This window comes from Terriglobales bacterium (assembly GCA_035651995.1).
Classification (GTDB): Bacteria; Acidobacteriota; Terriglobia; order Terriglobales; family Acidobacteriaceae; genus DASRER01.
This window is the reverse complement of the sequence record DASRER010000020.1, coordinates 150,188-177,170: the sequence shown is the minus strand read 5'-3', so window position 1 is coordinate 177,170 and position 26,983 is coordinate 150,188. Positions and strand designations below refer to the sequence as shown.

Below are 26,983 nucleotides of genomic sequence, written 5' to 3'. Positions count from 1 at the left end.
AAAGGTTGACGATACATCATTTCCCGGCCCGTTTCCGAGCGCGAAGCTCTTTGGCCCGTTCTGAATTCAGAACAGCCGCCGGCGGAATGCATGCATCGAAAACCCGAGAATCCCCCCCCCCCCAAGTGGCTCGAAACCGGAAGTTATTTCCGAATCTGAAACACCTCTGTCGCTGAAGGCGAACCAGCGGGCAATCGCCCTAGTCTGACGAGCCTCCGCACTGTCGCGCCATTCGGTACTTTTTGTATTGGTGGCTGTCCGTGCCGGAAATCAAGCGCAGTCGAGGTGGAATCGTGTCGTCACGCAGCAAGATTTTCGCAATTGCGTCGGCGGCGATGGTTTTGGCAGTCATTGGAGCCATCGTGTCGAGAGCTACTCCACCAAACAACCCGGACGACCAGCTTGGATGGACGTCCGTGGATCAACGGGCCGCTGCCCTTCACGGGGATGATGAGGCTTTAGCGCGAGCGCTGGCAGCTTCAATCGTCCAGAATGTCGCGGGAGAAACGCCCGCGCTCGATGTCATTACCCAGCCCACGATTGATCGGATAACAAGAACGGAACTGGCGTTTCAACGCGGCCAGCGCAGAGGAGTGAATGAACAAGACGTGGCCCAGGCCGTGAACCACCTGGCCACCGTTTTTGACGCGCCGGGGTACGCAAGGACGAACAAGTGGGAGGTGCGCGGCGTCAGAAGGCGGGCGCTGCTGGTGGTCCCGCACTTGATTGGGTCGCACTCCGCCGCCTCGGGACGGCGGGACAAAGGCTCGATCGATGACGAAATGTCGCCCAGCGAAGCCGCCTACGTATTCGCGAGCTTGGCCGCGCAGAAGGTGTACAACCCCGATTTTCAACTCACGCCCGACGAGCGTCGCACGAAATTCAAGGAGACGCGTTCGCGGCGCTGGCAAGACCGGCTCAGCTACGAAAACGGCACTCCACCAAGAGTACAAGAAATGATCGACGTAATCACGACCCGCGGGCGTCAGATGAGCACAAACGACTTGCAGCAGGCGAGCGACCGTTGCCTCGACCTGATGGGAATGGAGCGCTAGCCATGAAAAAGAGACTGATTTCCATCTCCATCATAGCGAGTGGCGTCGTCCTCTGTGCAAGCTGCGGCTTGCTTGGCGGTGGAGGATCCAGTGCAGTCATGACAATCACAACACCCGTGGTGCAAGTTGGCCTGATGCAGCCGCAAGGTGAAGCTAACGTGAACTTCGACGGGCTCACCCTCAATTCACAGTGTGACAGCCAAGGCCTGGTCACGAACATCGGAATTCAATTGGGGATTCAACACACGGACAGTTCAGGGCAGAAGCGATTGAGCGAGGTATGCGTGCCGTCCTCGTGGAGCTTTCACCGTTTTCAATCGCCCCATTGCAATCACGACGTGTTCACCAGCGTTTTTGTGAACAATGGCAGCGTTGTTCCCTTGACGTGTACGACGGTAGGGCAGTTCTCAATTAGTCCCGGGTCTAGCGATGCTTTTTCGCTTCCGAGTTCCTACACCGTAAGCGGACAAGGTTTCTCAGCTGTCTATGGAATGCCCCGAATTGACTTCTACAGCTACGACGGTGTTGTATACACATCCGCCTATGCAACCTGGGTATCTGCCGATGGCACCACCTTGACCTTTAACACGCCCGCCATTTCGCCACCACTTGTATCCGGCGAATATCAAATTCTGATTTCAAATGCGACTGGCGGCGGTAACTATGACCCAATGGGTGGCGTCATTTTGCAAATCACCGGAAATGATCCACCGCCGCCCGACTCCGGAGGCGGTGGCGGTGAATCCTGTTCCGGCGGCCATTGCCCTGATCTGCCTTGAATGAGGTCGAGCTAAGCTGGGGCGGGGAATCCCTCGCTCCAGCTTACTTTCGGAGAGAGACATGCGAAGCGGTCAGATTGCAGCTTATCTAGCGATATCCTTTGCGATGAATGTGGTCCTGCACGCCCAAGAGCAGTCACCACCTCAGCAACCGGCTGCGCCTAGCCGAGTGGAGCTACCAAATACCCCCTCCAGCGAAAGAACCGTGCAGAATCGAGAAAAGCGTGGCCCTGTTCCGACGCATCGATTCTTCGATCGTACCAACAACATTCTCACCGGCGTCAATGTTGCTGCGCAGTTGGCAGACGCGATAACAACCCAAGCGGGGCCTGTGCGTCGCATAAGGATTTGCGATCCGGCCACTGGCGTTTGCGGAGTTATCCCTTCCGCTGAACGCAACCCTATCGCTAGGCCTTTCGTCGAGCACGGATGGCCAGGACAGATTGCATATGAAGGAATAGTTTTTGGTACAGACCAGTTATTGCGCTACATGTTTCATCGCACTGGCCATCATCGCATAGAGCGTCTCGTGCCTCTGGTCATGGCCGGGGCGTCCACAGCATCGGCTATTTCCAACGCTAACAACCATAGGTGAGTACAACCGGAGTTGGCCGCGCCCGCCTTGTTGCCCCAGGGCCCTTACTCAGGTCCGCTGCCCATGTCTGCGCGGGCGTGGCGCAGGTGTCGGGCCTTGCGACCACCACCACATGGCGTGAGTTCGTGTCCGGCTGAAAGCAGCCCTCACCAACTCTGCCTTTGCTCCCCCTCGGGTTTACGATTGAGGGGTGAACCCCCGCCCGACAAGATGGCACTCGGCGCTCACCGTCGGCGTGCTCAACGCGGTCCGCACTGGGCGCCTGCTGCGCGCCGGCGAGCGCGTTGGCGTGGCCGTTTCCGGCGGCGCCGACTCGGTAGCCCTGTTGCGCCTGCTGCTGGAGCTGCGCACCGAGCTGGGCATCGTCCCCGCGGTTGTGCACATGAACCACGGCATTCGCGCCGAGGCCGCGGCCGATGCCGCCTTCGTCGCGGCCCTGGCGCGCGAACACGACCTCGAACTTTTCGCCGAAACGGCCGACGCAACCGGCTTCGCCGCCTCGCGTCGCCTGAGCCTCGAGGCTGCGGGACGCGAGCTGCGCTATGGTTTCTTCGCGCGGCTCGTCGCCGAAGGCAAGCTCGACCGCATCGCGACCGCACACACGCTCGACGATCAGGCCGAGACGGTCCTGCTGCGGCTCATCCGCGGCGCCGGGACGCGCGGTCTTGCGGGGATTCTGCCCGCACGCGGAGCAGCACCTCAGCGGCTGAAGCAGCAGCAGGTTGGCCCGAGTCACGGCGCGGCTGAAGCCGCACCCTTACGAAATCGTGTTGGGTGTCCTAAGTCGGCGAATCACATTGTTCGTCCGCTGTTGGCCGTTCGTCGCGCCGACCTGGAGCGCTATCTGCGGCAGATCGGCCAGCCTTGGCACGAGGACGCCAGCAACCGCGACCGCCGCTTCCTGCGCAACCGCGTGAGGCACGAACTGCTGCCGCTGCTGGAGCGCGAGTTCAACCCCAGCGTGGTGCGTGTGCTGGGCGAGATGGCCGAGGCCGCCCGCGGCGAGGAAGAGTACTGGAGCGAGCAGGTTGAGCGCGCGCTCACCGAATCGTGCAGCCCGGCCGCCCCCGAACGGGCCGCTGCCCGCGCGCCGGTGGTCCGGCTGGAGTCGTTCCGCCGGCTCCCGCCGGCGCTTCAGCGCCGCGTGGTCCGCGCCCTGGCCGAACGAGTGGGCCTCAGGCTCGACTTCGAGCACGTCGAGCAGGTGCTGTCGCTGGCCGAGTCGCAGTCGGGCAAACGCGAGCGCAAAGTGGAGCTGCGCGGCGGACTGGTGGTCGTCGCCGGTGCCGCCGAGCTGCGCTTCGAGCTCGACAAGCGCAGTCTGCCTGAGAAGCGCGCCAACGCGCTGGCGCGCCGCTGACGCCGGCCGCGGTCCACCGGGCTATAATCCCGCACCGCCGTACTCGCCCGCTGGTAATCGAATAGGTTCCCCCGCAGGCGGAAAAGCCCGTTCCGGGAAGCAAATCGGCGGCATGATACGGAATGCGTCCCGCTCAAGCGGGATGGAGAACGCCGCATGACCCAGGCCGGCGACGTAACCGTGCTGCTCTCCGCCGAGCAGATCCAGAAGCGCGTGCAGGAGCTCGCGCGCCAGATTTCCGAGACCTATCGCGGCAAGACGCTGCACGCCGTGTGCGTGCTCGACGACGCCTTCGTGTTCATGGCCGACCTGGTGCGCGCCCTCGACGTGCCGGTGGTGTGCCAGTTCGTGAAGCCGAAGCTCACCGAGAAGAGCAAGGACAGCGGCATCCACCGCGAGATCTTCTTCAGTCCCGAGATTGACGTGCGCGGCCAGCACGTGCTCCTGGTCGAAGTGGTGGTGATGAGCGGCATCACCGCCGAGTTCCTGATGCGCAACTTGGTCGGCCGCGGAGCCGCCACCGTCAAGCTGTGCACGCTGCTTGATAAGCAGGTTTCCCGCCGCGTCTCGCTCCAGCCCGACTTCTTCGGCTTCCAGGTCGAAGAAGGGTTCGTGGTGGGATACGGCCTGGGCGCGCCGCATCTGGGGCGAAATCTGCCGTATGTAGGAGTGCTGAAAGGCGCCGAAGGCACGGCTGCGGCGTCTAATAAATAGCGGGGACCGCCAGCGCCAGCTCCACGCCGCGCAAGGCGCAAAAATCGCCCGGGCAACGGAAAGGCGCCGGCACAAGGGCGCCAAAAGGGTTTAGAATTCCAAAGAAGTCACATCCGGCGCCGGGCCAAGGCATCTAATCGACGTGGGGCAGTGTTGCTCGCCTCAGCGGTGTATCGGAAGCTGGCAGCAGGGTGAGGAGTCCAGAAGTGAATTCAACCGTAAAGACGATCGTGTTCTGGCTGGTGATCGTCGTGTCGGGCGTGCTGCTCTGGCAGGTGGTGAAGACGGGCGGGGCCGGCTCCAAGACAAAAGAGATCAACTTCACCGAGTTCATGTCGCAGGTGGACCAGGGCAACGTGCAGTCCGTGACCCTGCTGAACAGCGACGTGCAGGGAACTTACCGCAACGAGAAGACCCCCTTCCACACCACCGTTCCGGCGAACTATCCGGACATGATCAAGGTGCTGCGCGACCGCAACGTCAACATCACCGTGAAAGACGGTTCGGGCGGGAACTGGCCGGCGTGGCTGTTCAACTTAGCCCCCATCATCCTGCTGGCCGCGCTGTGGTTCTTCATGATCCGCCAGATGCAGACGGGCGGAAACAAGGCGCTGAGTTTCGGCAAGAGCCGCGCTCGCCTGCTCTCCATGCAGCAGAAGAAGGTCACGTTCAAGGACGTGGCCGGCGTGGATGAGGCCAAGGAAGAGCTGCGCGAGATCATCGAGTTCCTGCGCGAAGCGCAGAAGTTCCAGAAGCTCGGCGGACGCATCCCCAAGGGCGTGCTGCTGGTCGGGCCTCCGGGAACCGGCAAGACGCTGCTGGCGCGCGCCGTGGCGGGCGAAGCCAACGTGCCGTTCTTCTCGATCTCCGGCTCCGACTTCGTGGAGATGTTCGTTGGCGTGGGCGCCAGCCGCGTCCGCGACCTGTTCGAGCAGGGCAAGAAGAACGCGCCCTGCATCATCTTTATCGACGAAATTGACGCGGTCGGCCGCCATCGCGGCGCCGGCCTGGGCGGCGGTCACGACGAGCGCGAGCAGACGCTCAACCAGCTGCTCGTCGAGATGGACGGCTTCGAGTCCAACGAAGGCGTCATCCTGATCGCGGCCACCAACCGGCCTGACGTGCTCGATCCGGCGCTGCTGCGCCCCGGCCGCTTCGACCGGCGCGTCGTGGTGTCGCGGCCTGACGTGCGCGGACGCGAAGAGATTCTCCGCGTGCACACGCGCAAGATTCCTGTGGCCGACGACGTTGACTTGTCGGTCCTGGCGCGCGGCACACCGGGCTTCAGCGGCGCCGACCTAGCCAACATGGTCAACGAGGCTGCGCTGAACGCGGCGCGCTACAACCGCAAGACCGTCCTCATGCTCGATTTCGAGCTGGCCAAGGACAAGGTCCTGATGGGCGCCGAGCGTAAAAGCATGCTGCTGAGCGAAGAGGAGAAGCGGAACACCGCTTACCACGAAGCCGGGCATGCGCTGGTGGCGGCGATGCGCGAGCACGCCGACCCGCTGCACAAGGTGACCATCATCCCGCGCGGCATGGCGCTGGGCGTGACCATGCAGCTGCCCATCGACGACAAGCACACGTACACGCGCGACTATCTGGAAACGCAGCTCGCGATCCTGATGGGTGGGCGCGTGGCCGAAGAGCTCTTCCTCAAGAGCATGACCACGGGCGCGGGCAACGACATTGAGCGCGCCACCGAGCTGGCGCGCAAGATGGTGTGCGAGTTTGGCATGTCGAAACTCGGCCCGCTCACGTTCGGCAAGAAGGAAGAGCAGATCTTCCTCGGGCGCGAGATCGCGCAGCATCGCGACTTCAGCGAGCAGACGGCCATGCTCATCGATGAGGAAGTGAAGCGCTTCGTCGACCAAGGCTACCAGTCGGCGGTCAGCATCCTGAGCGGCAATCGCGAGGCGCTGGAGCGGCTGGCGCAGGCGCTGCTGGAGCGGGAGGTGCTCGACGCGGTCGAGATCAAGGCCGTCATCGAAGGCCGCGAGCTTCCCGCCAAGCCCGTGGGCGGCTCTCCCGGCGACGATGTGCAGAAGGTGCTCAAGCCGGAGCCGGGCCGCACGCCGGGCATCCAGCCAGCGCCAGGCACGGCGTAAGCCGAAATTCAACTTGCCACGGATATACACGGGTGAGCACGGATCAAGTGCTCATCCGTTTTTGTTTGGGAATCTGATCGTTGCCTCGGATTGGCGAGAAAGAGAACGCTTCCAAGAAGGTCGGCCGATTCTGGTTGGTCAGAATCGGTCTTCATGACCGCGCGTTAGCCATCGAGTTCGAAGCGCAATTGGCTTGGTTCTGGATCGGAACGCACGCGGAATACGACAGACTGTTGCGCTAAGCTCCGCGAAAGCTCTGCACCAGCAACCACCCGTTCAACGCGGCGATGAAGATGGCCGTCGTCCACGCCAGCGATTTCAGCCAGCGCGGATTCGTAAACTCGCCCATCTTCCTGCGGTCGCCGGTAAACATGACCAGAGGAAACACGGCGAAGCTGAGTTGCATGCTGAGCACCACCTGACTGAGGATGAGCAGCCTGGCGGTGCCGCTCTCGCCGTAGGCAGCCGTGACGATGACGGCGGGCACGATGGCGATGAGCCGCGTGATCAGCCGGCGCAGCCACGGCTTGAGCCGGATGTTCAAAAATCCTTCCATCACGATCTGGCCGGCGAGCGTGCCGGTGAGGGTGGAGTTCTGCCCGGAAGCGAGCAGCGCAACAGCAAACAGGAAGCTGGCGCCGCCCACGCCGAGGAGCGGTGAGAGCAGCTTGTAGGCGTCCTGGATTTCGGCCACGTTGTGATTGCCGCTGCGGTGGAAGACCGCGGCCGAGACGATCAGGATGGCGGCGTTGACGAACAGCGCCAGCATGAGCGCCACCGCCGAATCAATCTGTCCGTAGCGGATGGCTTCGCGCTTGCCCTCGGGCGTGACCTGAATCTTCCGCGTCTGAACGATCGCCGAGTGCAGGTAGAGGTTGTGCGGCATGACCGTCGCGCCCAGGATGCCCATGGCGATGTACAGCATGCTCGGATCGCGCACGATCTGGACGGAGGGGATGATGAAACCGCGCGCGATGCCGCTCAGTTCCGGCCGCGAGAACAGGATTTCCAGCCCAAAGCACGCGCTGATCACGGCAATCAGCGAGATGACCAGCGCCTCGATGTAGCGGAAGCCGCGGTTCTGGAGCGCCAGGATGAGCAGCACATCGGCAGCGGTGAGGCACACGCCCCACACCAGCGGGATGTGAAACAGCAGCTGCAGAGCGATGGCCGAGCCGATCACCTCGGCCAGGTCGCAGGCGGCGATGGCGACCTCGGCCAGTATCCACAGAATGAAGCTGGTCACGGGACGGAAGTGGTCGCGGCAGGCCTGCGCCAGGTCGCGCCCGGTGGCGACGCCGAGCTTCACCGCGAGTCCCTGCAGCAGGATCGCCATCAGGTTCGAGAGCATCACCACCGACAGCAGGGTGTAGTTGTAGCGCGAGCCGGCCGCCAGGTCAGTCGCCCAGTTACCCGGGTCCATGTAACCCACCGCCACCAGGAATCCCGGGCCGGCGAAGGCGAGCATCTTGCGCAGGAAGTTGTCCGTGCGCGGAACGAGGAGGCTGGCGTGCACCTCGGGAAGACTTGGGTGGGTGCGGTCGAGGCGCCAGGCTCGTTCGGTGGTGTTCATCTACGCAGCATTGTACATTAGCCGCAGTAGATGAAGAAAGTTAAACCGTGGTTAACTCCGGCGGGCGCTGGGCGTTGGGTTTCTGCGACCCGCCTGGTCCCGCGTTGCGGGACTGGGGCTTCGCTCGGATGACTCGCGCGATTCGCGGGCCGTCGGCGCGCATTCATGGTCCAGGCAGGCCCCCTTCGACTTCGCGGGTGCTTCCGCTGTGCGGAATCGCCCGCTTCGCTCAGGATGACAACCACTTCATCCGCGATCGCCGGCGACCCAAACCCGGTCGGCGGCGGGCTTGCCGATGGCGACGCGGCCGGAGTCGGTATTCAAGGTCAGGGTCTGGTCGTAATTGCGCGCCAGCATACGCAGCTTGGCCCCGGGGCGGACACCGCGGTGTTCGAGAAACTCCAGCAGCTTGCGGTCGCGCTCGTAGATGCTGCGCACCACGTATTGCTTGCCGGCTTCGCCTTCGGAAAGCAGCGTGAGGCCGCGGCGGCGCCGGCTGGCCGGGCTCTCAGGCATCACCGTGTTGCCGTGCGGGCAGGCGCGGCTGCTTCCCAGGCGGCGCGCCAGCTTGGCCTCGAACTCGGCAGAGACGGCATGCTCCAGCCGCTCCGCCTCCTCGTGCACCTTGTACCACTCCATGCCGAAAATTTCCGACAGCATGCGCTCGATCAGGTGGTGCCGCGTGGCGGTGCGCCGCGCGATGGCGCGCCCGGCGGAGGTGAGGCGAACACGGCCGTCGCCTTCGACGCGGACCAGCCCGTCTTTCTTCAGCCGTCGCAGCGCCATGCTCACCGCCGGCGGGGAGACCGAGAGCCAGCTGGCCAGCGTCGCCGAGATGACCTGCTCGCCCTCGCACTCGGCTTCGAGGATGGCCTTGAGGTAGTCCTCTTTGGAGACGGTGATTCTCACTGTCCGAATTATACGCTGCGGTTAACTGCTGTTAACGGCGCTTGGCAGTTGGCGTTTGGCCCCGGCGCATTTCGATCCTCAACGGCCAAAGGCTAACGGCCAAGCGCCGACTGCTGGTTCGAGCTGAGTGCTGACTGCTGAGCGCTGAGTGCTGTAGTCTTCCGCCATGAACGTCCTCATCCTCGGCGGCGGCGGACGCGAGCACGCGCTCGCGTGGAAGCTCAAGCAATCGCCGCGCCTGGAAAAGATCTGGTGCGCGCCGGGCAACGGCGGCATTGCCGAAGTCGCCGAATGCCTTCCCGTTGATTTGGGCGACGTGCAGGCGATGGCGCAACTGGCGGCGCGCCTCAAGCCGGACTTGACCGTCGTCGGGCCGGAGCTGCCGCTGACCGTAGGCGTGGTGGACGAATTCGAGCGCCGCGGCTGGAAGATTTTCGGGCCGCGGCAACAGGCGGCGCGCCTTGAGTCGAGCAAGGGGTTCGCCAAGGAATTCATGCTGCGGCACCGGATTCCCACGGCCCACTTCGCCATCTGCGCGTCCGAGAAAGATGTGAAGGAAGCGCTGGCCCGCCTGCACGCGCCGGTAGTGGTGAAGGCCGACGGCCTCGCGGCCGGGAAGGGCGTCGTCATCGCGCAGACGAAAGAAGAAGCCGCGCGCGTGGCGGCCGGGATGCTCAGCGGTGAAATGCTGGGCGAAGCCGGACGCACGGTGGTGCTGGAAGAATTCCTGCAAGGCGACGAACTCTCTTTCCTGGTGATGAGCGACGGCGAACGCGTGGCGCCGCTGGCGGCCGCGCGCGACCACAAGCGCATCGGCGAGGGCGATACCGGCCCCAATACCGGCGGCATGGGCGCGTACTCCACCGAGTCCATGGTCGATCCGGTGCTGCGCGAGTGGCTGCTCACGCACATTGCGCGCCCGGTCGTGGCCGGCATGAAGGCGGAAGACGCCGAGTATCGCGGCATCCTTTATTGCGGCCTGATGATCACGCCGCGCGGGCCCATGGTCCTGGAGTTCAACTGCCGCTTCGGCGATCCGGAGACGCAGCCCATCCTGATGCGCCTGGAGAGCGACCTGTTCGAGGCCATCGAAGCCGCGGTCGAAGGCAGAACGAGCGAGGGCGACTTTCGCTGGTCCGCCGATCCGGCTGTGTGCGTGGTCATGGCGGCGCGCGGCTATCCGGGAAAGCCGGAAACAGGGCAGAAGATTTCCGGACTCGAACGCGCAGCCGCAATCGAAGGCGTGGAGGTTTTCCACGCAGGCACAGTGCGCAAGGCGGATGGAATCTACACGTCCGGTGGCCGCGTGCTCGGCGTCACCGCGCGCGGCGCCGGTTTGAAGGCCGCGGTGGAGTGCGCCTACGCGGCGGTGGGTGAGATCAGTTTCGACGGAATGCAGTTCCGGCGGGACATTGCCGCCAAGGCAATTCAAAATCTTTAGCCGCGGAGTACGCAGAGGACGCGGAGGAACCAAGGCTTCGGCAGTGTGGCGTACGCAACCTGTGTGGCGCTGCCGGCGGCAAATGCACAGCCCTCGCGCGAACAGCGCGCCCGGCACGACAATTCCCGAAGAACGTGCGATACCTAGCGCGGCAAGCGTGGCCACGGCGAGGCGCCGTTGTGTTCGCCGTGCGCGCCTTGTTTGCCATCGTAGGTGGGGACCTGGAAGACGCTGTGACTCAGTCCGCGTTCCGTGACCAGGTAAACGGCGAAGCTGCCCAGCCAGTGTCCGCCCTCGTAGTGCGCGCCGGTGACTGAGGCGAGTCCGGCGGCGCGGTGCGCCTGCGCGGCGGCGTTCAGCGCGGCCAGTCGCTTGTCGGCCGGCGGAAGGGCGGAGGCGATTCCCTCCAGCATCCACGCGCGCGAGAGGTTCAGACCGTCCAGGTGCGCCAGGCGTGGATCGCTGGGGTCGGTAACGACAGCCGGCTTGAGCCAGGCCGCGTCGTTCGCATTCTTCGGAATCTGCGGCAGGAAGGCTGTGAGCCACGCGGCAAATTCGGCCGGCTCCATCACGCGCCGCACGGCGTCGGCCTCGGCGAGGCAGGGCGAGAGAAAATCTTCGCCGCTGGGCTCGTAGGCGAGCGGGCAGTTCTTGTCGGACGCATAGAATTCGCGGATCTTGGCGGCAATCAGCTCTCCGAAGGGTTTTTCGCCCGACCTGCGCGCTGAGTCGAGCATGAGGCCAAGTGCAAACGCCGTCTGGCTATGCTCGCCGGAGCGCACCGGATGCGAAAGCTTCGGCAGCCACGCTTTCAGCCGCTCGGTCGCGGCCTGCTCGAGCGGCGCCAGATTGGCCGAGAGCTCTTTCGCCTGCGGGTCGTCCCACTCGCGCAACTCCGACGCGAGCTGCAGCAGCCACGCCAGCCCATACGGACGCTCGAAGCTGGCGCGTCCTTCGCCGCGCAGATAGGCGGCTTCGGCGGCGGCGTTTTCCGCGGTCAGGCTCTGGGCCAGCGCCTCGCGGATGCGCGGCGTGAACTTCGCTTCGGGAAAAGTGCGCGCGATGCGCGCCAGCATCCAGTGGCCGTGCACCGACGAGTGCCAGTCGTAGCAGCCGTAAAAGGCGGGCGTGAGCCTGCGTGGCGGCGCCACGTCGGCGTCGGAGTTCAGCGAGTGCGAGAGCTTGTTCGGGTACTCCTTGTGGACGCAGGCCAGCGCCAGGTTGACGAAGCGCTCCGAGGCGCGCGCGTCGAAGGCGCTGTTGGATGTGGGAGCGTTGGTGGGGTTTTCAGCGGCAGCGGAAACGGCGAGGAGAAGGATGACGGCCGCAGGTTTCATGGCGCCGGAATGCTAGCACGCGGAACAACGCTGCCGGCATTCGGACATCGGCTCGCCCGTAGGGCCAGCTGAGGGCCAAGAGCTGACAGCCGAAGCGACTTACTGTTGCTTCAGCTTCTTGGACTTCTCCTCCACGCCCGCGGCCAGCTTCTGCTTGTGGGCGTCGAGCTTTTTCGCGAGGGCGGCGTCGGAGAGTGCCAGCATCTGGGCGGCGAGCACGCCGGCGTTGTAGGCGCCGGCCTTGCCGATAGCGACGGTCGCGACCGGAATGCCGGCCGGCATCTGCACGATGGAAAGCAGTGAGTCGAGGCCCTGGAGCGACGTTGAAGGAATGGGCACCCCGATCACCGGAAGCGTGCTCTCGGCCGCGATGACGCCGGCCAGGTGCGCGGCGCCGCCCGCGCCGGCGATGATCACGCGAATGCCGCGAGCGGCGGCCTCGCGGGCGAACTTGGCGGTGCGTGCCGGCGAGCGGTGGGCGCTGGCGATGTCGATTTCGTGGGCGATGCCGAAGTCATCGAGCGCGCGCGCCGCCTCGCGCATGATTTCCAGGTCGGAGTCGGAGCCCATGACGATGGAGACGAGTGGATTGGCCATAAGTTCCTAACCGCGGAGACTCGCAGGCGCGGAGAAAAACAATGCCACATGCAAACGTAAAAATGCAAAATTGAAATCTGCGGCCGGGCCGGCCTTGATTTTTCGTTTTGCATTCCTGTTGTGCATTGATTTCTTCGCGTCTCGGCGCCTCCGCGGTTCAATCAGAGTTTTAGTTCCTTCAAATACTGCCTGAACTTCTCCCCCAGCCCCGGCCGCTGCAGCGCGAACTCGACCGTTGCTTTCAGGAAGCCGAGCTTGTCGCCGGCGTCGTGGCGCTTGCCTTCGAAGCGGTAGCCGTAGAGCTTTTGCGTGGCGATCAGCGCCTTCAGTCCGTCGGTGAGCTGGAGTTCGCCACCCGCCCCGAGCGGGATGTGCTCGAGCGCGTCGAAAATTTCCGGCGTGAGCACGTAGCGGCCGATCACGGCCAGGTTCGATGGCGCTTCTTCCATGCGGGGTTTCTCCACTACGCTGCGCACGTCCATCAGCCGGCCGCCGAACTTGCCGTCGACGGGAGCGCCGTCAATCACGCCGTAGGAAGAAATCGCGGGACCCTCCACCACCTGCGCCGCGATGACCGAAGAGCCGGTGTCGTTGAACACGTCGATCATCTGCTTCAGGCAGGGCGGATTGGCGTCGATCACGTCGTCGGCGAGCAGCACGGCGAAGGGCTCGTTGCCGACCAGCTCGCGCGCCATCAGCACGGCGTGGCCCAGTCCCATGGCTTCTTTCTGGCGCACGTAGGCCACGTGGATCATGTCGGAAATCTGGCGGACAACGGAGAGCAGATCGGTCTTGCCGCGCTCCTCCAGCATCTTTTCCAGCTCGTAGCTGACGTCGAAATGGTCTTCGATGGCGCTCTTGCCGCGGCCGGTGATGATGATGATCTGGTCGCAACCCGAGGCGAGCGCTTCCTCGACGCCATATTGAATGATGGGCTTGTCCACCAGCGGCAGCATTTCCTTGGGCTGCGCCTTGGTGGCGGGCAGGAACCGCGTCCCCAGGCCGGCGGCGGGGAAAACGGCCTTGCGGACTCTCTGGGTCATCCGGTGCGCCTCAAAAGACCTTTTAAGCTAACACAACGGAAAGCTTTCATCGCGCAGGCAGATGGCGCTGAGATGTTTGATTTAGAATTCCCGCCCTATGGCCGTTGCGGTGCGGTCGTTTGCGAAGATCAACATCGGGCTGGTGATCGGCGCGCGGCGGGACGATGGCTTCCACGACCTGCGCACCGTTTACCAGACGATCGCGCTGCACGACGTGGTGAAGGTCGAGCTGGCGCGGGGCACCGGCATCGAGATTCGCTGCTCGCATCCGCAGGTGCCCTGTGACGAGTCCAACACCTGCCATCGCATGGCCGAGCGCGCGCTGCGGCTGCTGGGGCGCCAGGGGCGCGTGGTGGTCACCATCGAGAAGCGGCTGCCGGTGCAGGGCGGGCTGGGGGCGGCTTCGTCCAACGCGGTTGCGACTCTGCTGGCCCTCGAGCGCGCGGCCAAGGGACGTATCGGCTGGGCGGACAAGCTTCGCCTGGCGGCCGAGGTGGGCTCCGACCTTCCTTTATTTGTGGTCGGCGGCACGGTCTTCGGCGCCGGGAGAGGCGAGGAAGTCCTGCCGCTGCCGGATTTACCCCCGCTTGAGCTGGTGGTGGCGACGCCGAAGGTGGGGATCTCGACGCCGGCGGCGTTTGCGGCCTGGGACGCCATGCCGTCCCACCCTTTGCGGAGCACAACCCGCTCCGCAAAGGATGGGGCACCCGCAGGGTCGTTGGCAAAATTGACCGCTCGGGGCGGCTCCGATAGAATTGTGGTGTTCAGCCGCTCGGTTTTTGAGTGGCTGGGTGACAGTTTGACCCGGCCGGGAACAGGGGCTGGGGGCCGCAACTCCGGTGTCCCAGGCGGCAAAGGCCGCAGGGACCGGGCCGAGGCACTGCTTCTCGACCTTGTCCGAACCGGGATCGAAAACGACTTCGAACGCGTCGTCTTTTCCGAGCATCCCGAATTGTGTCAGGTGAAGCGTGTGCTGGAGCGCCACGGGGCCAAATACGCCTCGCTGTCTGGTTCCGGGTCGGCGCTGTACGGGATCTTTGCCAGCCGCGACGCGGCGCACAAGGCCGCGCGCAAGGTCGCGGCCGCGGGCGTGCCGGCGGTGGCCACGCGGACGCTGAGCAGGGCAGAGTATTGGGCCGGACTTTAGCGCCGAGTACGGAGTTGTCGGAGCGGCGATAGTTTGGAGGCGACGAATGATCAGACTCCAAGTTGTCGAGCGTGGGGACGCGCATTTGATGAGCGTCCTCAAAGAGGACATGCGAAGCGGCAGTCTGAAGACGCTGATGCTGGAAGGCCGCGGCGGCAGCAGGGTGAAACACAAGAAGTACAAGGGCTGGATGAATTGGCGGAGCGGCGGCGGCGTTCTGCACTGCGAGATTCACAGCCGCCGCGAGGGTGCGGAGTGGCAGTTCCTCCGAAGCGTCGTCGGGAGACTTTCGAGTCGATACAGCGGATTAGTTCAAAGCATCAATATTCAGTTTCCCGGGACGCGAGACTAACTCGGTACTCGCAACGCGGTACTGGCGTGTTGGGCGGTCGACTAATGGTAGGTCAAGTGCCTTTGGAGCACTTTGTCCAGGTTCGAATCCTGGCCGCCCAGCCAACTGCGGCGGATAGTCAATAGCGGACAGTAAGAGCGACCGCGAAGGCAGAGGGAACGGCAAACCCAGGGCGTAGGTCGGAAGCTTGAGCGTCATTCAGGACAAAACGAAAACTTTTCCCGAGGCGCCGTCGTCGCACGAGGTGCGCGAAGGCGAAGCTCCTCTCGCGAGGCAGACCATGGCCACGACAGCGACGGTGACGGAGAAAGTTCCTGAAAAGAAGCAGCATTCCACGCAGCCGCGTCCTGAGCGTCCGCCCAAGCGGGCGCGCCACGATGACAAATTCAAGATCTTCTGCGGTTCGGCGAACCGGCAACTGTGCCAGGAGATCTGCGACGACCTTGGACTGCCCTTGGGCCAGGCGCAGGTCACGCGCTTCTCCGACGGCGAAGTTTACGTGCAGGTGCAGGAGAACGTGCGCGGCGCCGACGTCTTCATCCTGCAGCCCACCTGCTTCCCCGTCGACGAGCACATCATCGAGCTGCTGCTCATGATCGACGCGCTCAAGCGCGCCTCGGCGCGGCGCATCACGCCGGTGATTCCGTACTTTGGTTACGCGCGCCAGGACCGCAAAGACCGTCCGCGGGCGCCCATCAGCGCCAAGCTCATCGCCGACCTGATCACCACGGCGGGCGCGCATCGCGTGCTCACGGTTGACCTGCACGCGCCGCAGATTCAGGGCTTCTTCAACATCCCGGTGGACCACCTGTTCGCGTCGCCCGTGCTCGTGGGCCACGTGCAGAAAATGCAGCTGCCCGACCTGACCATCGTTTCGCCCGATGCCGGCGGCGTGGAGCGCGCGCGCTTCTTTGCGAAAAAGATGGACGCGGCCCTCGCCATTGTCGACAAGCGCCGCGTCGACATGGACGTCACCGAAGTGATGCACGTCATCGGCGACGTGGCCGGGCGCACCTGCGTGGTGCTCGACGACATCATCGACACCGCCGGAACGCTGGTGAAGACCGGCGACGCGCTGCTCAAAGCGGGCGCGCGCGAGGTCTACGCCTGCGCGACGCACGCCGTGCTCTCGGGCAAGGCAATCGAGAAAATCAGCGGCTCGCAGCTGAAGCAGGTGATTGTCACCAACACGGTGCCGCTGGCCGAGCACGCCAAGCCGCTCGCCGTGCCGCAGCCCGGCGAGAACGAGCCCAAGATCAAGGTGCTGTCCATCGCGGGGCTGATCGCGCGCGCAATCCAGTCCATTCACGAGGAGACGTCGGTCAGCACACTGTTCGTTTAGGAGTTTGCTTCCCACGTTAGCGCCGAAAAGCAGGGCGCGGAACGCGGGAGCACCAGGCTGAAGAGTCCGAGGTTTTGAGGAGAAGAAGCAGTCATGGCTACAGCAGAAGCGACAACGGTGGAAGCGAAGGTCCGCGATTCGCGCGGCAAGAATGAAGCGCGGCGCACGCGCCGCTCCGGCTCGGTGCCGGGCGTGCTCTACGGCGCGCGCAAGGAGGCGGTCGCGATCAGCGTTGACCCCAAGCAGATTTCGCGCATCCTGCGCTCGGAGAGCGGACACAACACGATTTTTGATCTCTCCGTGGGCGGCGAGCGCACCAAGGCGATGATCGTGGACATGCAGTTCGAGCCGGTGCGCGGCGCCGTGCTGCATCTGGACCTGAAGCGCATCGCCATGGACGAGAAGATCCGTGTCCGCATCCCCATCCACCTGACCGGCGAAGCCGAAGGCGTGAAGACGCAGGGCGGCATTCTCGATCAGGTGCTGCGCGAGGTGGAAATCGAGTGCCTGCCGGCCGATATCCCGCCGCACATCAGCGTGGACGTGACCGATCTCGTCTTCGGCAAGGTGCTGCGCGTGGCCGACCTGCCGCACGGCGGCAAGCTCCATTTCATCACCGACGAGAACCAGACGGTGGCGCACATCACCACCGTGAAGGAAGAGGAAGTGGCGGCCCCGGCGGCCGAAGGCGTGGTGGGCGCGGAAGCCGCCGCGCCGGCCGAGCCCGAGGTCATCAAGAAGGGCAAGCAGGAGACGGCCGAGGAAGGCGAAGCTGCCGCCGAAGCCGCGCCTGCGGCGAAGGCCGAGAAGAAGGAGAAGAAGTAAGGTTTCGATGTTTCGAGGTCTCACGTTTCACGTTGCCGCCCGCACGGCATTTCCTGAAACGTGAAACGCGAAACGTGAAACATCGGGACGTCAGCGTTGAAGCTAATTGTCGGGCTGGGCAATCCGGGCATCGAGTACCAGTTCACGCCGCACAACATCGGCTTTCTGGCGGTGGACAGGATTGCCGAGCGGCACGGCGCCGAAGTCAATAACCGGCGGTGCAAGGCGCTGACGGCGCGGGTGAGGATCGGGCCGGAGGAAGTTGTCCTGGCCAAGCCCGAGACGTTCATGAACCTGAGCGGCATGTCGGTGCGGGCGCTGGTCGAGGAACTGGAACTGGAGCCCGAGCGCGACCTGCTGGTGGTGTACGACGAGCTCGACCTGCCCATGGGCCGCATTCGCATCCGCGAGCGCGGCAGTTCGGCGGGGCACAAGGGCATGGAGTCGATCATTGGGGCGATGGGCACGCAGGAGCTGCTGCGCCTGCGCCTGGGGATCGCGCCCGAGCACGATGTGAAAGACGGCTCGCGCTACGTGCTGAGCCAGTTCAGGAAGTCGCAGTACGCGGCGGTCGATGAGCAACTGGATCGCGCCGCCGACGCGGTGGAAACGATCATCAACGAGGGCCGCGCGGCCGCGATGAATCGCTTCAACCGCAAGGACGAGAAGGAAGAGTAAGGAACAGGCACCGGGCAATTGAGAAATCGGGTCATCGGGTCAACGCCCGACGGCCGACGGCCGAGAGCCGACGTCGGTTTTAGGAGAGCAACGAAATGCAACGCAGCTATGAAGTGATGTTTATTGTCAGGCCCGACCAGACCGAAGAAGACGTGGACCGGCTGATTTCGAACCTGGAAGGCCACGTGACCGGCGCCGGCGGGGCGGTGACGCACGTGGAGCGCATGGGCAAGCGCCGCCTGGCATACCTGGTGCGCAAGTTCATCGACGGAATTTACGTCCTGCTGACGGTCGAAGGCCCGGGCCCGGTGATCCACGAACTGGAGCGCCGCCTGCGCGTGACCGAGCAGGTGCTGAAGTTCCTCACCGTCCGCATTGACGAGGAGCAGAAGCGGCTGGCCAAGATCAAGGCGATTCGCGCCTCGCGTCCGAAGCGCTCGGCCGAAGCGGCGGCGGCGCCGCCGGCCAGCGAGGGCGGCGAGCAGGCGCCGGCGACGGCGTAACGGGTCGTCGGTCGTCGGCCTAGGGTCGTCGGCCAGACCCGTCCAAATTTCCGGAAACCCGCGTTGGCTCGTTGGCTGAGGTTTTGCCGACGACTAACGACCAACGACCGACAACGATTTGAAGGGAGCACCATGGCAGAGGAAACAGTGGCAACGGCAGCAGCAACACCCAGCGCACCGGCGGAGCGTCCGCGCACGGGCGGAGGCCCGGGCGGAGACCGCGGGCCGCGCCCCGCGCGCGGCGGCCCCGGCGGCCGCGATGCCGGCCGGAAGTATTTCCGCCGCAAGAAAGTGTGCAAGTTCTGCGTCGAAAAAATCGACGCCATCAACTACAAGGACGTGCGCCTGCTCGGACAGTTCGTCTCGCAGGAGAGCGGCAAAATCGTGCCGCGGCGCCTGACCGGCGTCTGCACGCCGCACCAGCGCCGCCTCACCACGGCCATCAAGCAGGCCCGCAACATCGCCCTGCTGCCGTTCGCGGCACGGAGATAAGAACGCTGTCGGTCGTCGGTCCTCGGTCGTCGGCCTGACCGCGACCGCCTGGCCGGCAGCCGACCAGCAAAGGCCAACGACGAAATTTCTGCCCGCAGCGTTGCCGCCATGCGGCGCCCGGGCCGTGGAGACGAAAATGGAAGTCATCCTGAAAGAAGATGTAGCCAAGCTGGGCTCGCGTGGCGACGTGGTCAAGGTCGCCGAGGGCTACGGCCGCAACTACCTGCTGCCGCGCAAGCTGGCGATTGAGGCCACGCCCGGCAACAAGGCCGTGATCGAGCAGATGAAGGCGTCGGCCGTTCGCCGCTCGGCGAAAGAGAAATCCGGAGCCGAGCAGTTGGCCAAGCAGTTCGAGGGCGTGAAGCTCACGTTCGCGCGCCGCGCCGGCGCCGAAGAGCACCTGTTCGGCTCGGTCACGTCGGCCGACATCGCCGCTGAACTCGAGCACCGCGGCTTCAAGACCGTTGATCGCCGCAAGATCCATCTCTCCGAACCGCTGAAGTCGCTGGGCGAGTTCACCGTGCCGGTCAAGCTGCATCGCGACGTTACCGCGACCGTGCAGGTGGAGATTGTGAAGGAAGCGGAAGGCGAGTAGTAACCGTCGCGATGAATCCGCACTGGCGGGACTTGGGCGAAGGGTGGTATGAGCCTCATCGCTACGACCCGGGAACGCCCGAGCCTCGTTTGGGCAGCTCCGTGCCGCATCGATATTCTCCTGGGCACAAGAAAACTACATAGGTCCTGAGTCGGCAAAGAGCGCGGACTCAGGATGACCCGTTCAGGGGAATGGTTCGGCAGGAGCGAAGGTGCGCCAGATGCGCCGGCGCCCTTCCTGCACCACCTCCAGTGCATCGCCAAACCCCTGAAAACCCTATAATCTCTGCTCACCGTTCGATTTCGGTCACGTCCATATCAGTGCGTAAACGAGGCAGGGCTTCGGGAGCGCAAGCAGTTGATGCCGGCCCAAGGACTCCAATCCGCTGGGGCCCCCGACGACCGGTCCGGTAAACCCGGTGCGGCGGCTCCCAGAGCGGCGAAGGCTGCGGCGGGCGGCGGAAGCGGGTCAGCGGACAGTATGGGAGCGATCAGCATTGCCGGATCGAGCGCGTGGGTTCGGGGGAAGATGGCCGGCCAGGGCATAACCCGCCTGGATGATGCCAGCCTCATCCGCGAAGCGCAGCGCGGCAACCGCGCCGCTTTCGAGGAGCTGGTGCGCCACTACGACCAGGCCGTGCTCCGCCTGGCCATGCACCTCACCGGCTCCGAGCACGAAGCGCAGGACGTTTACCAGGACGCGTTCCTCAAGGCCTATCGCAACATCGGCAGCTTCCGCTTCGAGTGCTCCTTCTACACGTGGATTTACCGCATCGTTACCAACCTCTGCCTCGATCACCTGCGCAAGAAAAACGTCCGCAAGGAAGATTCACCGACCGTCGTGGACCAGGACGGCGAAACGTACGACCTGCTCGACCAGGTGGCCGACGGGCGTCCGGGCGCGAATCCGGAGCGCGACCTGATGCGGCGCGAACTCGGCGCCATGATCGGACGCGCGCTGGAAAAACTGACGCCGCGCGAGCGCATGGTCTTCGAGCTGAAGCACTACCAGGGACTGAAGCTGCGGACGATTGGCGAGATCTTGAACACCACGGAAGAAACGGCCAAGAACACGCTGTTCCGCGCCACGCAGAAGCTGCGCGGCGCGCTGGCCACGGCAAGGTAAGGGAAGACGTTATGAACTGCGAATACGCAAAGGCAAACGCGGCGCTGCTGGTTTACGACGAGCTGGCCGACGACGCCAAGTTCGAACTCGAGCATCACCTGCAGGGTTGCGCGGGCTGCGCCGGGGAAGTCGAGTCGCTGCGGCGGCTGCGCACGGCCATGTCGGCCATCGTGCTGCCCGAGCCCTCGCCCAACCTGCTGGCGGCCTCGCGCATGCGCCTGCAGGAAGCGCTGGAGACGGCCGAGCAGAACGCCGGCTGGCGGCGCTTCACCTTCGACCTGGGTAGGTGGTTCAGCCAGATCAAGCTGGCGCCGGCGCTTTCCATGGCGCTGCTGATCATGGGCTTCGCGGCGGGCGTGGGCACCACTTATCAGATCGCGCAGAACCGCGGCGGCGGCAATGGCCCGGTTCAGCCCGGCGGCGGCAACGGCCGGCCGACCGACAACGCATCCGTCGCCGCCATCAGCGCCATCAATCCGGTCCCGAACACGAACAAAGTCGAGATCAAGTACGACACGCTGGTCCACCAGGAAACGCAGGGCTCGCTTGACGATCCGCGCATCCAGCAGCTGCTGCTGTTTGCCGCGCACAACAACGTGAACTCGGGCGTGCGCCTGGATTCGCAAGACCTGCTGGCGCAGAAGGCCGGCGACGAGCGCGTGCGCGAGTCGCTGATGTACTCGCTCCGTTACGACTCCAATCCCGGCGTGCGGTTGAAGGCGCTGGAGGCGTTGCAGAACTACGTTAAGGACGACGCCCGGGTGCGCGACGCGGTGCTGGAGGCGCTGATGAACGACTCATCGCCGGGCGTGCGCACGCTGGCCATCCATGCGCTGGAGCCGGCGCGGGCTGACGGCAGCGTTCGCCGCGTGATGGCGGACCTGGCCAGGAATGACCACAACCAGTACATCCGGCGCAAAGCGCAGGAAGTGCTGAACACCACGGGAGACATTGAGTAAGGCCGCGTTCGACAACATGCCGGCCGGAATGTGGGGCCGCCAAAACGCGACGAATCACCCCCGTCGGGCCAAAGACGGGCGCGCCGGGGCCCCGGCGGACGAACACGGATTGGAAGGGGATCTGAAGTGGGCAAGTTGAAGAACAATGCGGTGATGCTGGCGCTGGTGATGGGCCTGGCCCTGAGCGGCATGGCCCAGCCCGATCCGGGCGCCGAGCGCACCGACAACAACGCGCGCCTGTATCGCGAGGGCAACGCCTGGGTGGAAGAGACCACCGGCACGCTGCCGGCGTCGCGCACCCTGCGCGTGAGCACCGAAGTCGGCACGGTCCGCGTGAACGGCGGCGCCTCGGGCGCGGTCACCTATGTCGTCAAGAAGAAGGCGTTCGTCAGCTCCGAGTCGGCAGCACGCCGGGAGTTCGACGCGTTCCGCATCAGCGGAGCACAGCGCAGCGACGCCACCATACTCGAAGGCGAGTTCGTGCAGCGCGGCCAGCACAAGCTCTCGGCCGATTTTCAGATACAGGCGCCGCGCGACACGCGGCTGCTCACCATTGAGACGCGTGGCGGCGGCATTAACGTAAACAACATCGCCGGGCGCGTTGAGACCGAGACCGCCGGCGGCGGCATTCAACTCGACGGCATCGGCGGCACTATCGTCGCCAACACGCTGGGCGGCAGCATTCAACTGGGCAACGGTTCGGCCGACGCGATTCTGAAGACTGCGGGTGGCGGCATTACGGTGGAGAGCATCTCCGGCCCGCTCACCGCCACCACCTACGGCGGCAGCATGTCGCTGGGCACGGCCGGTCAGAGCGCCACCCTGGAGAGCATGGGCGGCAGCATCAAGGTCCGGCAGACGGCCGGTGATCTGCGCGCGTCAACCGCCGGCGGCAACATCGAGGCCGGCGAAATCGGCGGCACCGCTGTCCTCAAGACGGCGGGCGGCAGCATCCGCCTGGGCTCGGCCAAGGGTTTGGTGCGCGCTTCCACGGCCGGCGGCGGTATCACCCTGTTCCGCCTGGAGAAGGGCGTGATGGCGGAGACGGCCGCCGGCGGCATTACCGTGGGTTTCACCGGCAGCAAAGGCATCACCGAATCGTCGCTGCAAACCAGCGCCGGCGACATCACGCTCTACCTGCCGGCCAGCATCGCATGCAGCGTGAAGGCGGCCATTGACATGGCTTCGGGGCATCGCATTCGCTCCGACTTCCCCGAAGTCAAAGTCGTGACCGAGGGCGAGTCGTACGGCCCGCGCGAGGTTTACGCGCAGGGCTCGCTGAACGGCGGCGGTCCCACGATCAAGGTCCGCACCGGCATCGGCGACATCGAGATTCTCAAGGCCCAGAAATAGCGGCGTCATGCTGCTCGGCCAGGCAACGGCATCCACAGCGCGAGGCGGAAACATCAGGGAAGAGAGATGGAGGCAGGTGTGAATCCTAGGGAAGCAAACACCAGGGGAATCGCAACAATAGTCCGGGGGCCGTGGCGCCGGGCCTGGGCCATGGGCGCCATGTGCGCGCTGGCGCTGAGCCTGGCATCGGCAGAGCAGCAAACGCCGCCACCGACGCCGCCGGCAGCAGCACCGGCGCCGAAGGCCCGCGCGTCCACTCGCGTGGTCCAGGTGTTCGGCAGAGGCTCCTATCTGGGCGTTGACACGCGTGACGTGACCAGCGACCAACTGGCGGCGCTCAAGCTGAAGGAGGAGCGCGGCGTGGAAGTCACCATGGTTGACGCCGAATCGCCCGCCGGCAAGGCCGGGCTGAAAGAGCATGACGTCATCCTCAGCTTCAACGGGCAGGACGTGCAGAGCGTGGAGCAGCTGCGGCGCATGATCCACGAGATACCGCCGGGCCGCAAGGTCACCATCGGCATCAGCCGCGACGGCAAGCCCATGTCGCTCACCGCGCAGCTGGCCGACCGTGGCGAACTGGGCAAGAAGGTTTGGAAAGAGGGCAGCGCTATCGTCATCCCGCCTATTCCGCCCATCGACGTGCAGATTCCGGAGATGAGCTTCAGCGTGCAGTCGTCGTCGCCCAAGATCGGCGTGCTCCTCGAGCCGTTGACGGCGCAACTGGGTGAATACTTCGGCGTTCCCGGCGGCCGCGGCCTGCTGGTCTTCTCGGTGGAGAAGGGCAGCGCGGCCGAAACGGCGGGGCTGAAGGCCGGCGACGTCATCGTGAAGCTGAACGACAGCAAGGTAGCCGACCTGGGCGACTGGCGCATGGCCATTCGCGGGCAATCGGGCAACGTGAACATCGGGCTGATCCGCGACAAGCACGAGCAGTCGGTGACCGTCAAAGTCCCCGAGCGCAAGCGCGGGGCGATTTACTTCAACGGCGATGAGTGGAACTCCGAGGAGATTCGCGCCAGCCTGCAGAACCTGGGTCCTGAGATCCAGCGCGCCTTGGAAAAGGCGCGCCGCGAGTTCCAGGACCGCAGTTCCGGGTTCAATCGCGAATGGCGCGAGAAGAGCGAGGAATGGAGGAAGGAATTCGAAGAGCAGCGCAAAGAGCAGGAGAAGCTGCGCAAGGAGCAGATGAAGCTGCAACTGGAAGAGCGCAAGCTGGAACGCGACGCGCGGCTGCAGGCTTCGAAGCTTGAGCGCGAACTGCGCCAGGAACAGCAGCGCCAGGAGCGCGAAGCGCGGCGGCTGCGCCTGAGCATCCTCTGATCTCCTGATGAGCGACCGGGCACGGCTGCGGCGGTGCCCTTTTTTCTGTGATGGAGGATTTTTCTGGGCGCGACGAACCGCCGGCTTAAGCCGCGGTTGCCCGCGGGCACACCCGCAGACAGGGGTCGCGCTCTTTCGGCAGCTCCGTTACACTATTCCGTCTCAGACTCCATTTGTGAGGTTCCGTATGCGCGCAGTGAAATTGCTGCTCCCGGCCCTGCTGGTGGTGTTTGCTTGTACGCTGATGTTGCAGGCCTCGGGCCGGCAGAAGGCCGCCGGCGCCAAGGCCGCGCAAGCCACGCCGGATGCGCCGACCCAGGCGCCCGGCTTCGACGAAGCGGCGATGGACAAGACGGCCGACCCGTGCACCGACTTCTATCAGTACGCCTGCGGCGGATGGCTGAAGCAGCATCCCATTCCCGACGACCGCTCACGCTGGTCGCGGTTCGACGAGCTGCAGCAGCGCAACTTCGACATCCTGCACGACATCCTGGAGAAGGCCTCGGCCGACAGGCCGGGCCGCACCCCGCTCCAGGCCAAGATCGGCGACTACTACGCCTCCTGCATGGACGAGGCCGCCATCAACCAGAAGGGCCTGGCGCCGCTCAAGCCCGTTCTGGATCGCATTGAGGGGATGAAGTCGAAGTCCGACCTGGCGGACACGGTGGCGTTGCTGCACAGCAACGGCATCCGCGCCTTCTTCCGTTACTCCTCCACGCCCGACTTCAAGAACGCCAGCCAAATGATCGCGGAAGTGGACCAGGGCGGCCTCGGCCTTCCCGAGCGCGACTACTACTTCAAGACCGATCCCAAGTCGGTGGAAATACGCGACAAGTACGTGCAGCACGTGGCGGCCATGCTCAAGCTGGCGGGCGAAAGCGACGCGCAGGCCGCGGCCGACGCCAAGTCCGTGATGGACATCGAAACCGCGCTCGCCAAGGCTTCGATGAAGCGAGTGGACCGCCGCGAACCCACCAACATTTACCACAAGATGTCGAACCAGGAGCTGGAGCAGCTCGCGCCCGGCTTCGCCTGGAACCGCTATCTGACCGGCGTCGCCTCGCCGCCGATTTCCAGCCTGAACGTTGCCGTGCCCGACTTCGTCAAGGGGGTGGAAGCGGTGGTCGCTTCGACCGACCTCGAGGCCATCAAGGCTTACCTGCGCTGGCATGTCCTGGACGACTCCGCCGCGTGGATGCCCACGGCCTTCGTGGACGAGGACTTCAACTTCAGCGAGAAGACGCTGAACGGCACGCCGCAGCAGCTGCCGCGCTGGAAGCGCTGCGTGCAGCGCACCGACCGCGCCATGGGCGAACTGCTGGGACAGCCCTACGTTGAGCAGACGTTCGGCAAGGCGGGCAAGGAGCGCACCCTGCGCATGGTGCAGGCCATCGAGGCGGCGATGCGCGACGACATCCAGTCGCTGCCCTGGATGAGCGAAGCAACGAAGAAAGCGGCACTGGCGAAGCTGCAGGCGGTGGCCAACAAGATCGGCTATCCCGACAAGTGGCGCGACTACAGCACGCTGACGATCGTGCGCGGCGACGGCATGGGCAACCGCCAGCGCGCCTCGGCCTTCGCCTTCCGGCGCGACCTGAACAAGATCGGCAAGGCGCTCGACAAGACCGAGTGGGGCATGTCGCCGCCGACCGTCAACGCTTACTACAATCCGCTGGAGAACAACATCAACTTCCCGGCCGGCATCCTTCAGCCGCCGTTCTTCTACAACAACGATGACGACGCGCTGAACCTGGGCGCCGCCGGCACCGTGGTGGGCCACGAGCTGAGCCACGGCTTCGACGACCAGGGCCGCAAGTTCGACGCCGACGGCAACCTGCGCGACTGGTGGACCGAGTCTGACGGCAAGGAATTCGAAAAGCGCGCCGCCTGCATCGTGGATGAGTACGGCTCGTTCAGCCCGGTCGAGGGCGTGAACCTGAACGGCAAGCTGACGCTGGGCGAAAACACCGCCGACAACGGCGGCCTCCGCCTGGCCTACATGGCCATGCAGAAGCTCTATGCCGGCAAGAAAAAGGACACGCGCTACGGCTTCACGCCCGAGCAGCGCTTCTTCCTCGGCTTCGGCCAGGAGTGGTGCGAGGCGGTGCGTCCGGAGCGCGCGCGCGTGCTGGCGCAGATCGATCCGCACTCGCCGGGACGCTTCCGCGCCACCGGCGTGCTGCGCAACATGCCCGAGTTCGGCGCGGCCTTCAACTGCAAGAAGGGCACGCCCATGCAGCCCGAGAAGCAGTGCCGGGTGTGGTAATCCGTGGTACCCCTCCCCCCGGGGGCGCCTACGTGTTTGCAATGGGTTGCGCGGGTGTTTCCCGGCAAAACAATGCAGCACAAGGGTTTAAGACCGAGGTCTTAAACCCTTGCGGAATCTTTCACTTGTTCAAACCCGCTGGGCGTTTTCGCTGCAGGAAGCCTCGCGGGATGCCTCTGCACGGCGCGGCGGGCGCGCGCAAGCCGGCGCCGCCGCCTTTGTCAAAGAACAAGCCCCGCGGCGGAGATCGATCTCCGCAGCGGGGCTTCTACTTTCAGGATAGGAAATCACGCGGGGAGAATGGGAAGGGCGGCAGAGTATTTATTGCGAGTGTTTGGTTGAGGTTGAAGCAGTTTGGGGCCCCCAGAGGGCTTGACAGCGCATGGCAAACTGCGCTCGGCAAAGGATGGGGCACCCCGCCCAGCCGGGGCTGAAGCCCCACTTCTGCGGCGCCGTTTCACCGGGCTAAAGCCCGGTGCTTCCACCGGAAAAAACAAGAAACGCGCGAGCGCCCA

At 64.7% G+C, this 26,983-nt stretch carries 24 protein-coding genes and 1 tRNA gene; 20 read left to right on the top strand and 5 right to left on the bottom strand.

What is annotated here, in order from left to right; genetic code table 11:
* The first annotated feature begins 293 nt into the window (after positions 1-293).
* The 5 genes from VFA60_06660 (at position 294) to ftsH (ending at position 6,611) form a co-directional block, all read left to right on the top strand.
* Positions 294-1,055, top strand: a complete 762-nt coding sequence (locus VFA60_06660) for a hypothetical protein (protein HZQ91455.1) — start codon at positions 294-296, stop codon at positions 1,053-1,055.
* Between the two features lie 2 nt (positions 1,056-1,057).
* A complete protein-coding gene (locus VFA60_06655; GenBank protein ID HZQ91454.1) occupies positions 1,058-1,834 on the top strand; it encodes a hypothetical protein in 777 nt (258 codons plus the stop codon).
* Positions 1,835-2,619: 785 nt separating this feature from the next.
* Complete coding sequence (tilS, locus tag VFA60_06650) at positions 2,620-3,789, top strand: tRNA lysidine(34) synthetase TilS (GenBank protein HZQ91453.1); 1,170 nt, start codon at positions 2,620-2,622, stop codon at positions 3,787-3,789.
* A 156-nt stretch (positions 3,790-3,945) separates the two neighbouring features.
* The gene (locus VFA60_06645; protein ID HZQ91452.1) at positions 3,946-4,503 is read left to right on the top strand and encodes a phosphoribosyltransferase family protein; all 558 of its coding nucleotides are present in this window, start codon (positions 3,946-3,948) and stop codon (positions 4,501-4,503) included.
* A 206-nt stretch (positions 4,504-4,709) separates the two neighbouring features.
* Entirely contained in the window at positions 4,710-6,611 is a 1,902-nt protein-coding gene (ftsH, locus tag VFA60_06640) for an ATP-dependent zinc metalloprotease FtsH (protein HZQ91451.1), read from the top strand.
* Positions 6,612-6,849: 238 nt separating this feature from the next.
* Here the strand turns inward: ftsH and VFA60_06635 are convergent, their stop codons facing one another.
* Both VFA60_06635 and VFA60_06630 read right to left on the bottom strand, forming a co-directional pair.
* Complete coding sequence (locus VFA60_06635; GenBank protein ID HZQ91450.1) at positions 6,850-8,184, bottom strand: Nramp family divalent metal transporter; 1,335 nt, start codon at positions 8,182-8,184, stop codon at positions 6,850-6,852.
* Between the two features lie 246 nt (positions 8,185-8,430).
* Positions 8,431-9,093: a metal-dependent transcriptional regulator gene (locus tag VFA60_06630; protein ID HZQ91449.1), complete on the bottom strand. Its 663-nt coding sequence runs from the start codon at positions 9,091-9,093 to the stop codon at positions 8,431-8,433.
* 166 nt (positions 9,094-9,259) lie between these two features.
* Here VFA60_06630 and purD point away from each other — a divergent pair, with 166 nt between their 5' ends.
* Positions 9,260-10,534, top strand: a complete 1,275-nt coding sequence (purD, locus tag VFA60_06625) for a phosphoribosylamine--glycine ligase (protein HZQ91448.1) — start codon at positions 9,260-9,262, stop codon at positions 10,532-10,534.
* 143 nt (positions 10,535-10,677) lie between these two features.
* On the opposite strand, the gene VFA60_06620 is transcribed toward purD, so the two are convergent.
* The 3 genes from VFA60_06620 to galU form a co-directional block, all read right to left on the bottom strand.
* Positions 10,678-11,871: a DUF2891 domain-containing protein gene (locus VFA60_06620; GenBank protein HZQ91447.1), complete on the bottom strand. Its 1,194-nt coding sequence runs from the start codon at positions 11,869-11,871 to the stop codon at positions 10,678-10,680.
* Positions 11,872-11,970: 99 nt separating this feature from the next.
* Entirely contained in the window at positions 11,971-12,468 is a 498-nt protein-coding gene (purE, locus tag VFA60_06615) for a 5-(carboxyamino)imidazole ribonucleotide mutase (GenBank protein ID HZQ91446.1), read from the bottom strand.
* 161 nt (positions 12,469-12,629) lie between these two features.
* On the bottom strand, positions 12,630-13,511 hold the full coding sequence (gene galU / locus VFA60_06610; protein ID HZQ91445.1) for a UTP--glucose-1-phosphate uridylyltransferase GalU: 882 nt from the start codon (positions 13,509-13,511) through the stop codon (positions 12,630-12,632).
* A gap of 97 nt (positions 13,512-13,608) precedes the next feature.
* Here galU and VFA60_06605 point away from each other — a divergent pair, with 97 nt between their 5' ends.
* The 14 genes from VFA60_06605 (at position 13,609) to VFA60_06540 (ending at position 26,468) form a co-directional block, all read left to right on the top strand.
* A complete protein-coding gene (locus VFA60_06605; protein HZQ91444.1) occupies positions 13,609-14,658 on the top strand; it encodes a 4-(cytidine 5'-diphospho)-2-C-methyl-D-erythritol kinase in 1,050 nt (349 codons plus the stop codon).
* Between the two features lie 46 nt (positions 14,659-14,704).
* The gene (locus VFA60_06600; GenBank protein HZQ91443.1) at positions 14,705-15,010 is read left to right on the top strand and encodes a hypothetical protein; all 306 of its coding nucleotides are present in this window, start codon (positions 14,705-14,707) and stop codon (positions 15,008-15,010) included.
* Positions 15,011-15,040: 30 nt separating this feature from the next.
* Positions 15,041-15,114, top strand: a tRNA-Gln gene (locus VFA60_06595).
* 83 nt (positions 15,115-15,197) lie between these two features.
* Positions 15,198-16,352 (top strand): ribose-phosphate pyrophosphokinase, encoded by a 1,155-nt coding sequence (locus tag VFA60_06590; GenBank protein ID HZQ91442.1) that lies wholly within the window; start codon positions 15,198-15,200, stop codon positions 16,350-16,352.
* Between the two features lie 93 nt (positions 16,353-16,445).
* Positions 16,446-17,177, top strand: coding sequence for a 50S ribosomal protein L25 (locus VFA60_06585; protein HZQ91441.1), 732 nt, complete (start codon positions 16,446-16,448; stop codon positions 17,175-17,177).
* A gap of 96 nt (positions 17,178-17,273) precedes the next feature.
* Positions 17,274-17,855 (top strand): aminoacyl-tRNA hydrolase, encoded by a 582-nt coding sequence (pth, locus tag VFA60_06580; protein HZQ91440.1) that lies wholly within the window; start codon positions 17,274-17,276, stop codon positions 17,853-17,855.
* Positions 17,856-17,950: 95 nt separating this feature from the next.
* Positions 17,951-18,358 carry a 30S ribosomal protein S6 gene (rpsF, locus tag VFA60_06575; protein ID HZQ91439.1) on the top strand — a complete coding sequence of 136 codons (408 nt, stop codon included), beginning with the start codon at positions 17,951-17,953 and terminating at the stop codon, positions 18,356-18,358.
* A gap of 132 nt (positions 18,359-18,490) precedes the next feature.
* Positions 18,491-18,850, top strand: a complete 360-nt coding sequence (gene rpsR, locus VFA60_06570) for a 30S ribosomal protein S18 (GenBank protein ID HZQ91438.1) — start codon at positions 18,491-18,493, stop codon at positions 18,848-18,850.
* Positions 18,851-18,986: 136 nt separating this feature from the next.
* Positions 18,987-19,445, top strand: a complete 459-nt coding sequence (gene rplI / locus VFA60_06565; protein ID HZQ91437.1) for a 50S ribosomal protein L9 — start codon at positions 18,987-18,989, stop codon at positions 19,443-19,445.
* Positions 19,446-19,925: 480 nt separating this feature from the next.
* Positions 19,926-20,570, top strand: coding sequence for a sigma-70 family RNA polymerase sigma factor (locus VFA60_06560; GenBank protein HZQ91436.1), 645 nt, complete (start codon positions 19,926-19,928; stop codon positions 20,568-20,570).
* Between the two features lie 11 nt (positions 20,571-20,581).
* The gene (locus tag VFA60_06555; GenBank protein HZQ91435.1) at positions 20,582-21,529 is read left to right on the top strand and encodes a HEAT repeat domain-containing protein; all 948 of its coding nucleotides are present in this window, start codon (positions 20,582-20,584) and stop codon (positions 21,527-21,529) included.
* 126 nt (positions 21,530-21,655) lie between these two features.
* Entirely contained in the window at positions 21,656-22,882 is a 1,227-nt protein-coding gene (locus VFA60_06550; protein ID HZQ91434.1) for a hypothetical protein, read from the top strand.
* A gap of 150 nt (positions 22,883-23,032) precedes the next feature.
* Entirely contained in the window at positions 23,033-24,202 is a 1,170-nt protein-coding gene (locus tag VFA60_06545; protein ID HZQ91433.1) for a PDZ domain-containing protein, read from the top strand.
* A 187-nt stretch (positions 24,203-24,389) separates the two neighbouring features.
* Complete coding sequence (locus VFA60_06540; GenBank protein ID HZQ91432.1) at positions 24,390-26,468, top strand: M13 family metallopeptidase; 2,079 nt, start codon at positions 24,390-24,392, stop codon at positions 26,466-26,468.
* Positions 26,469-26,983: the final 515 nt, after the last annotated feature.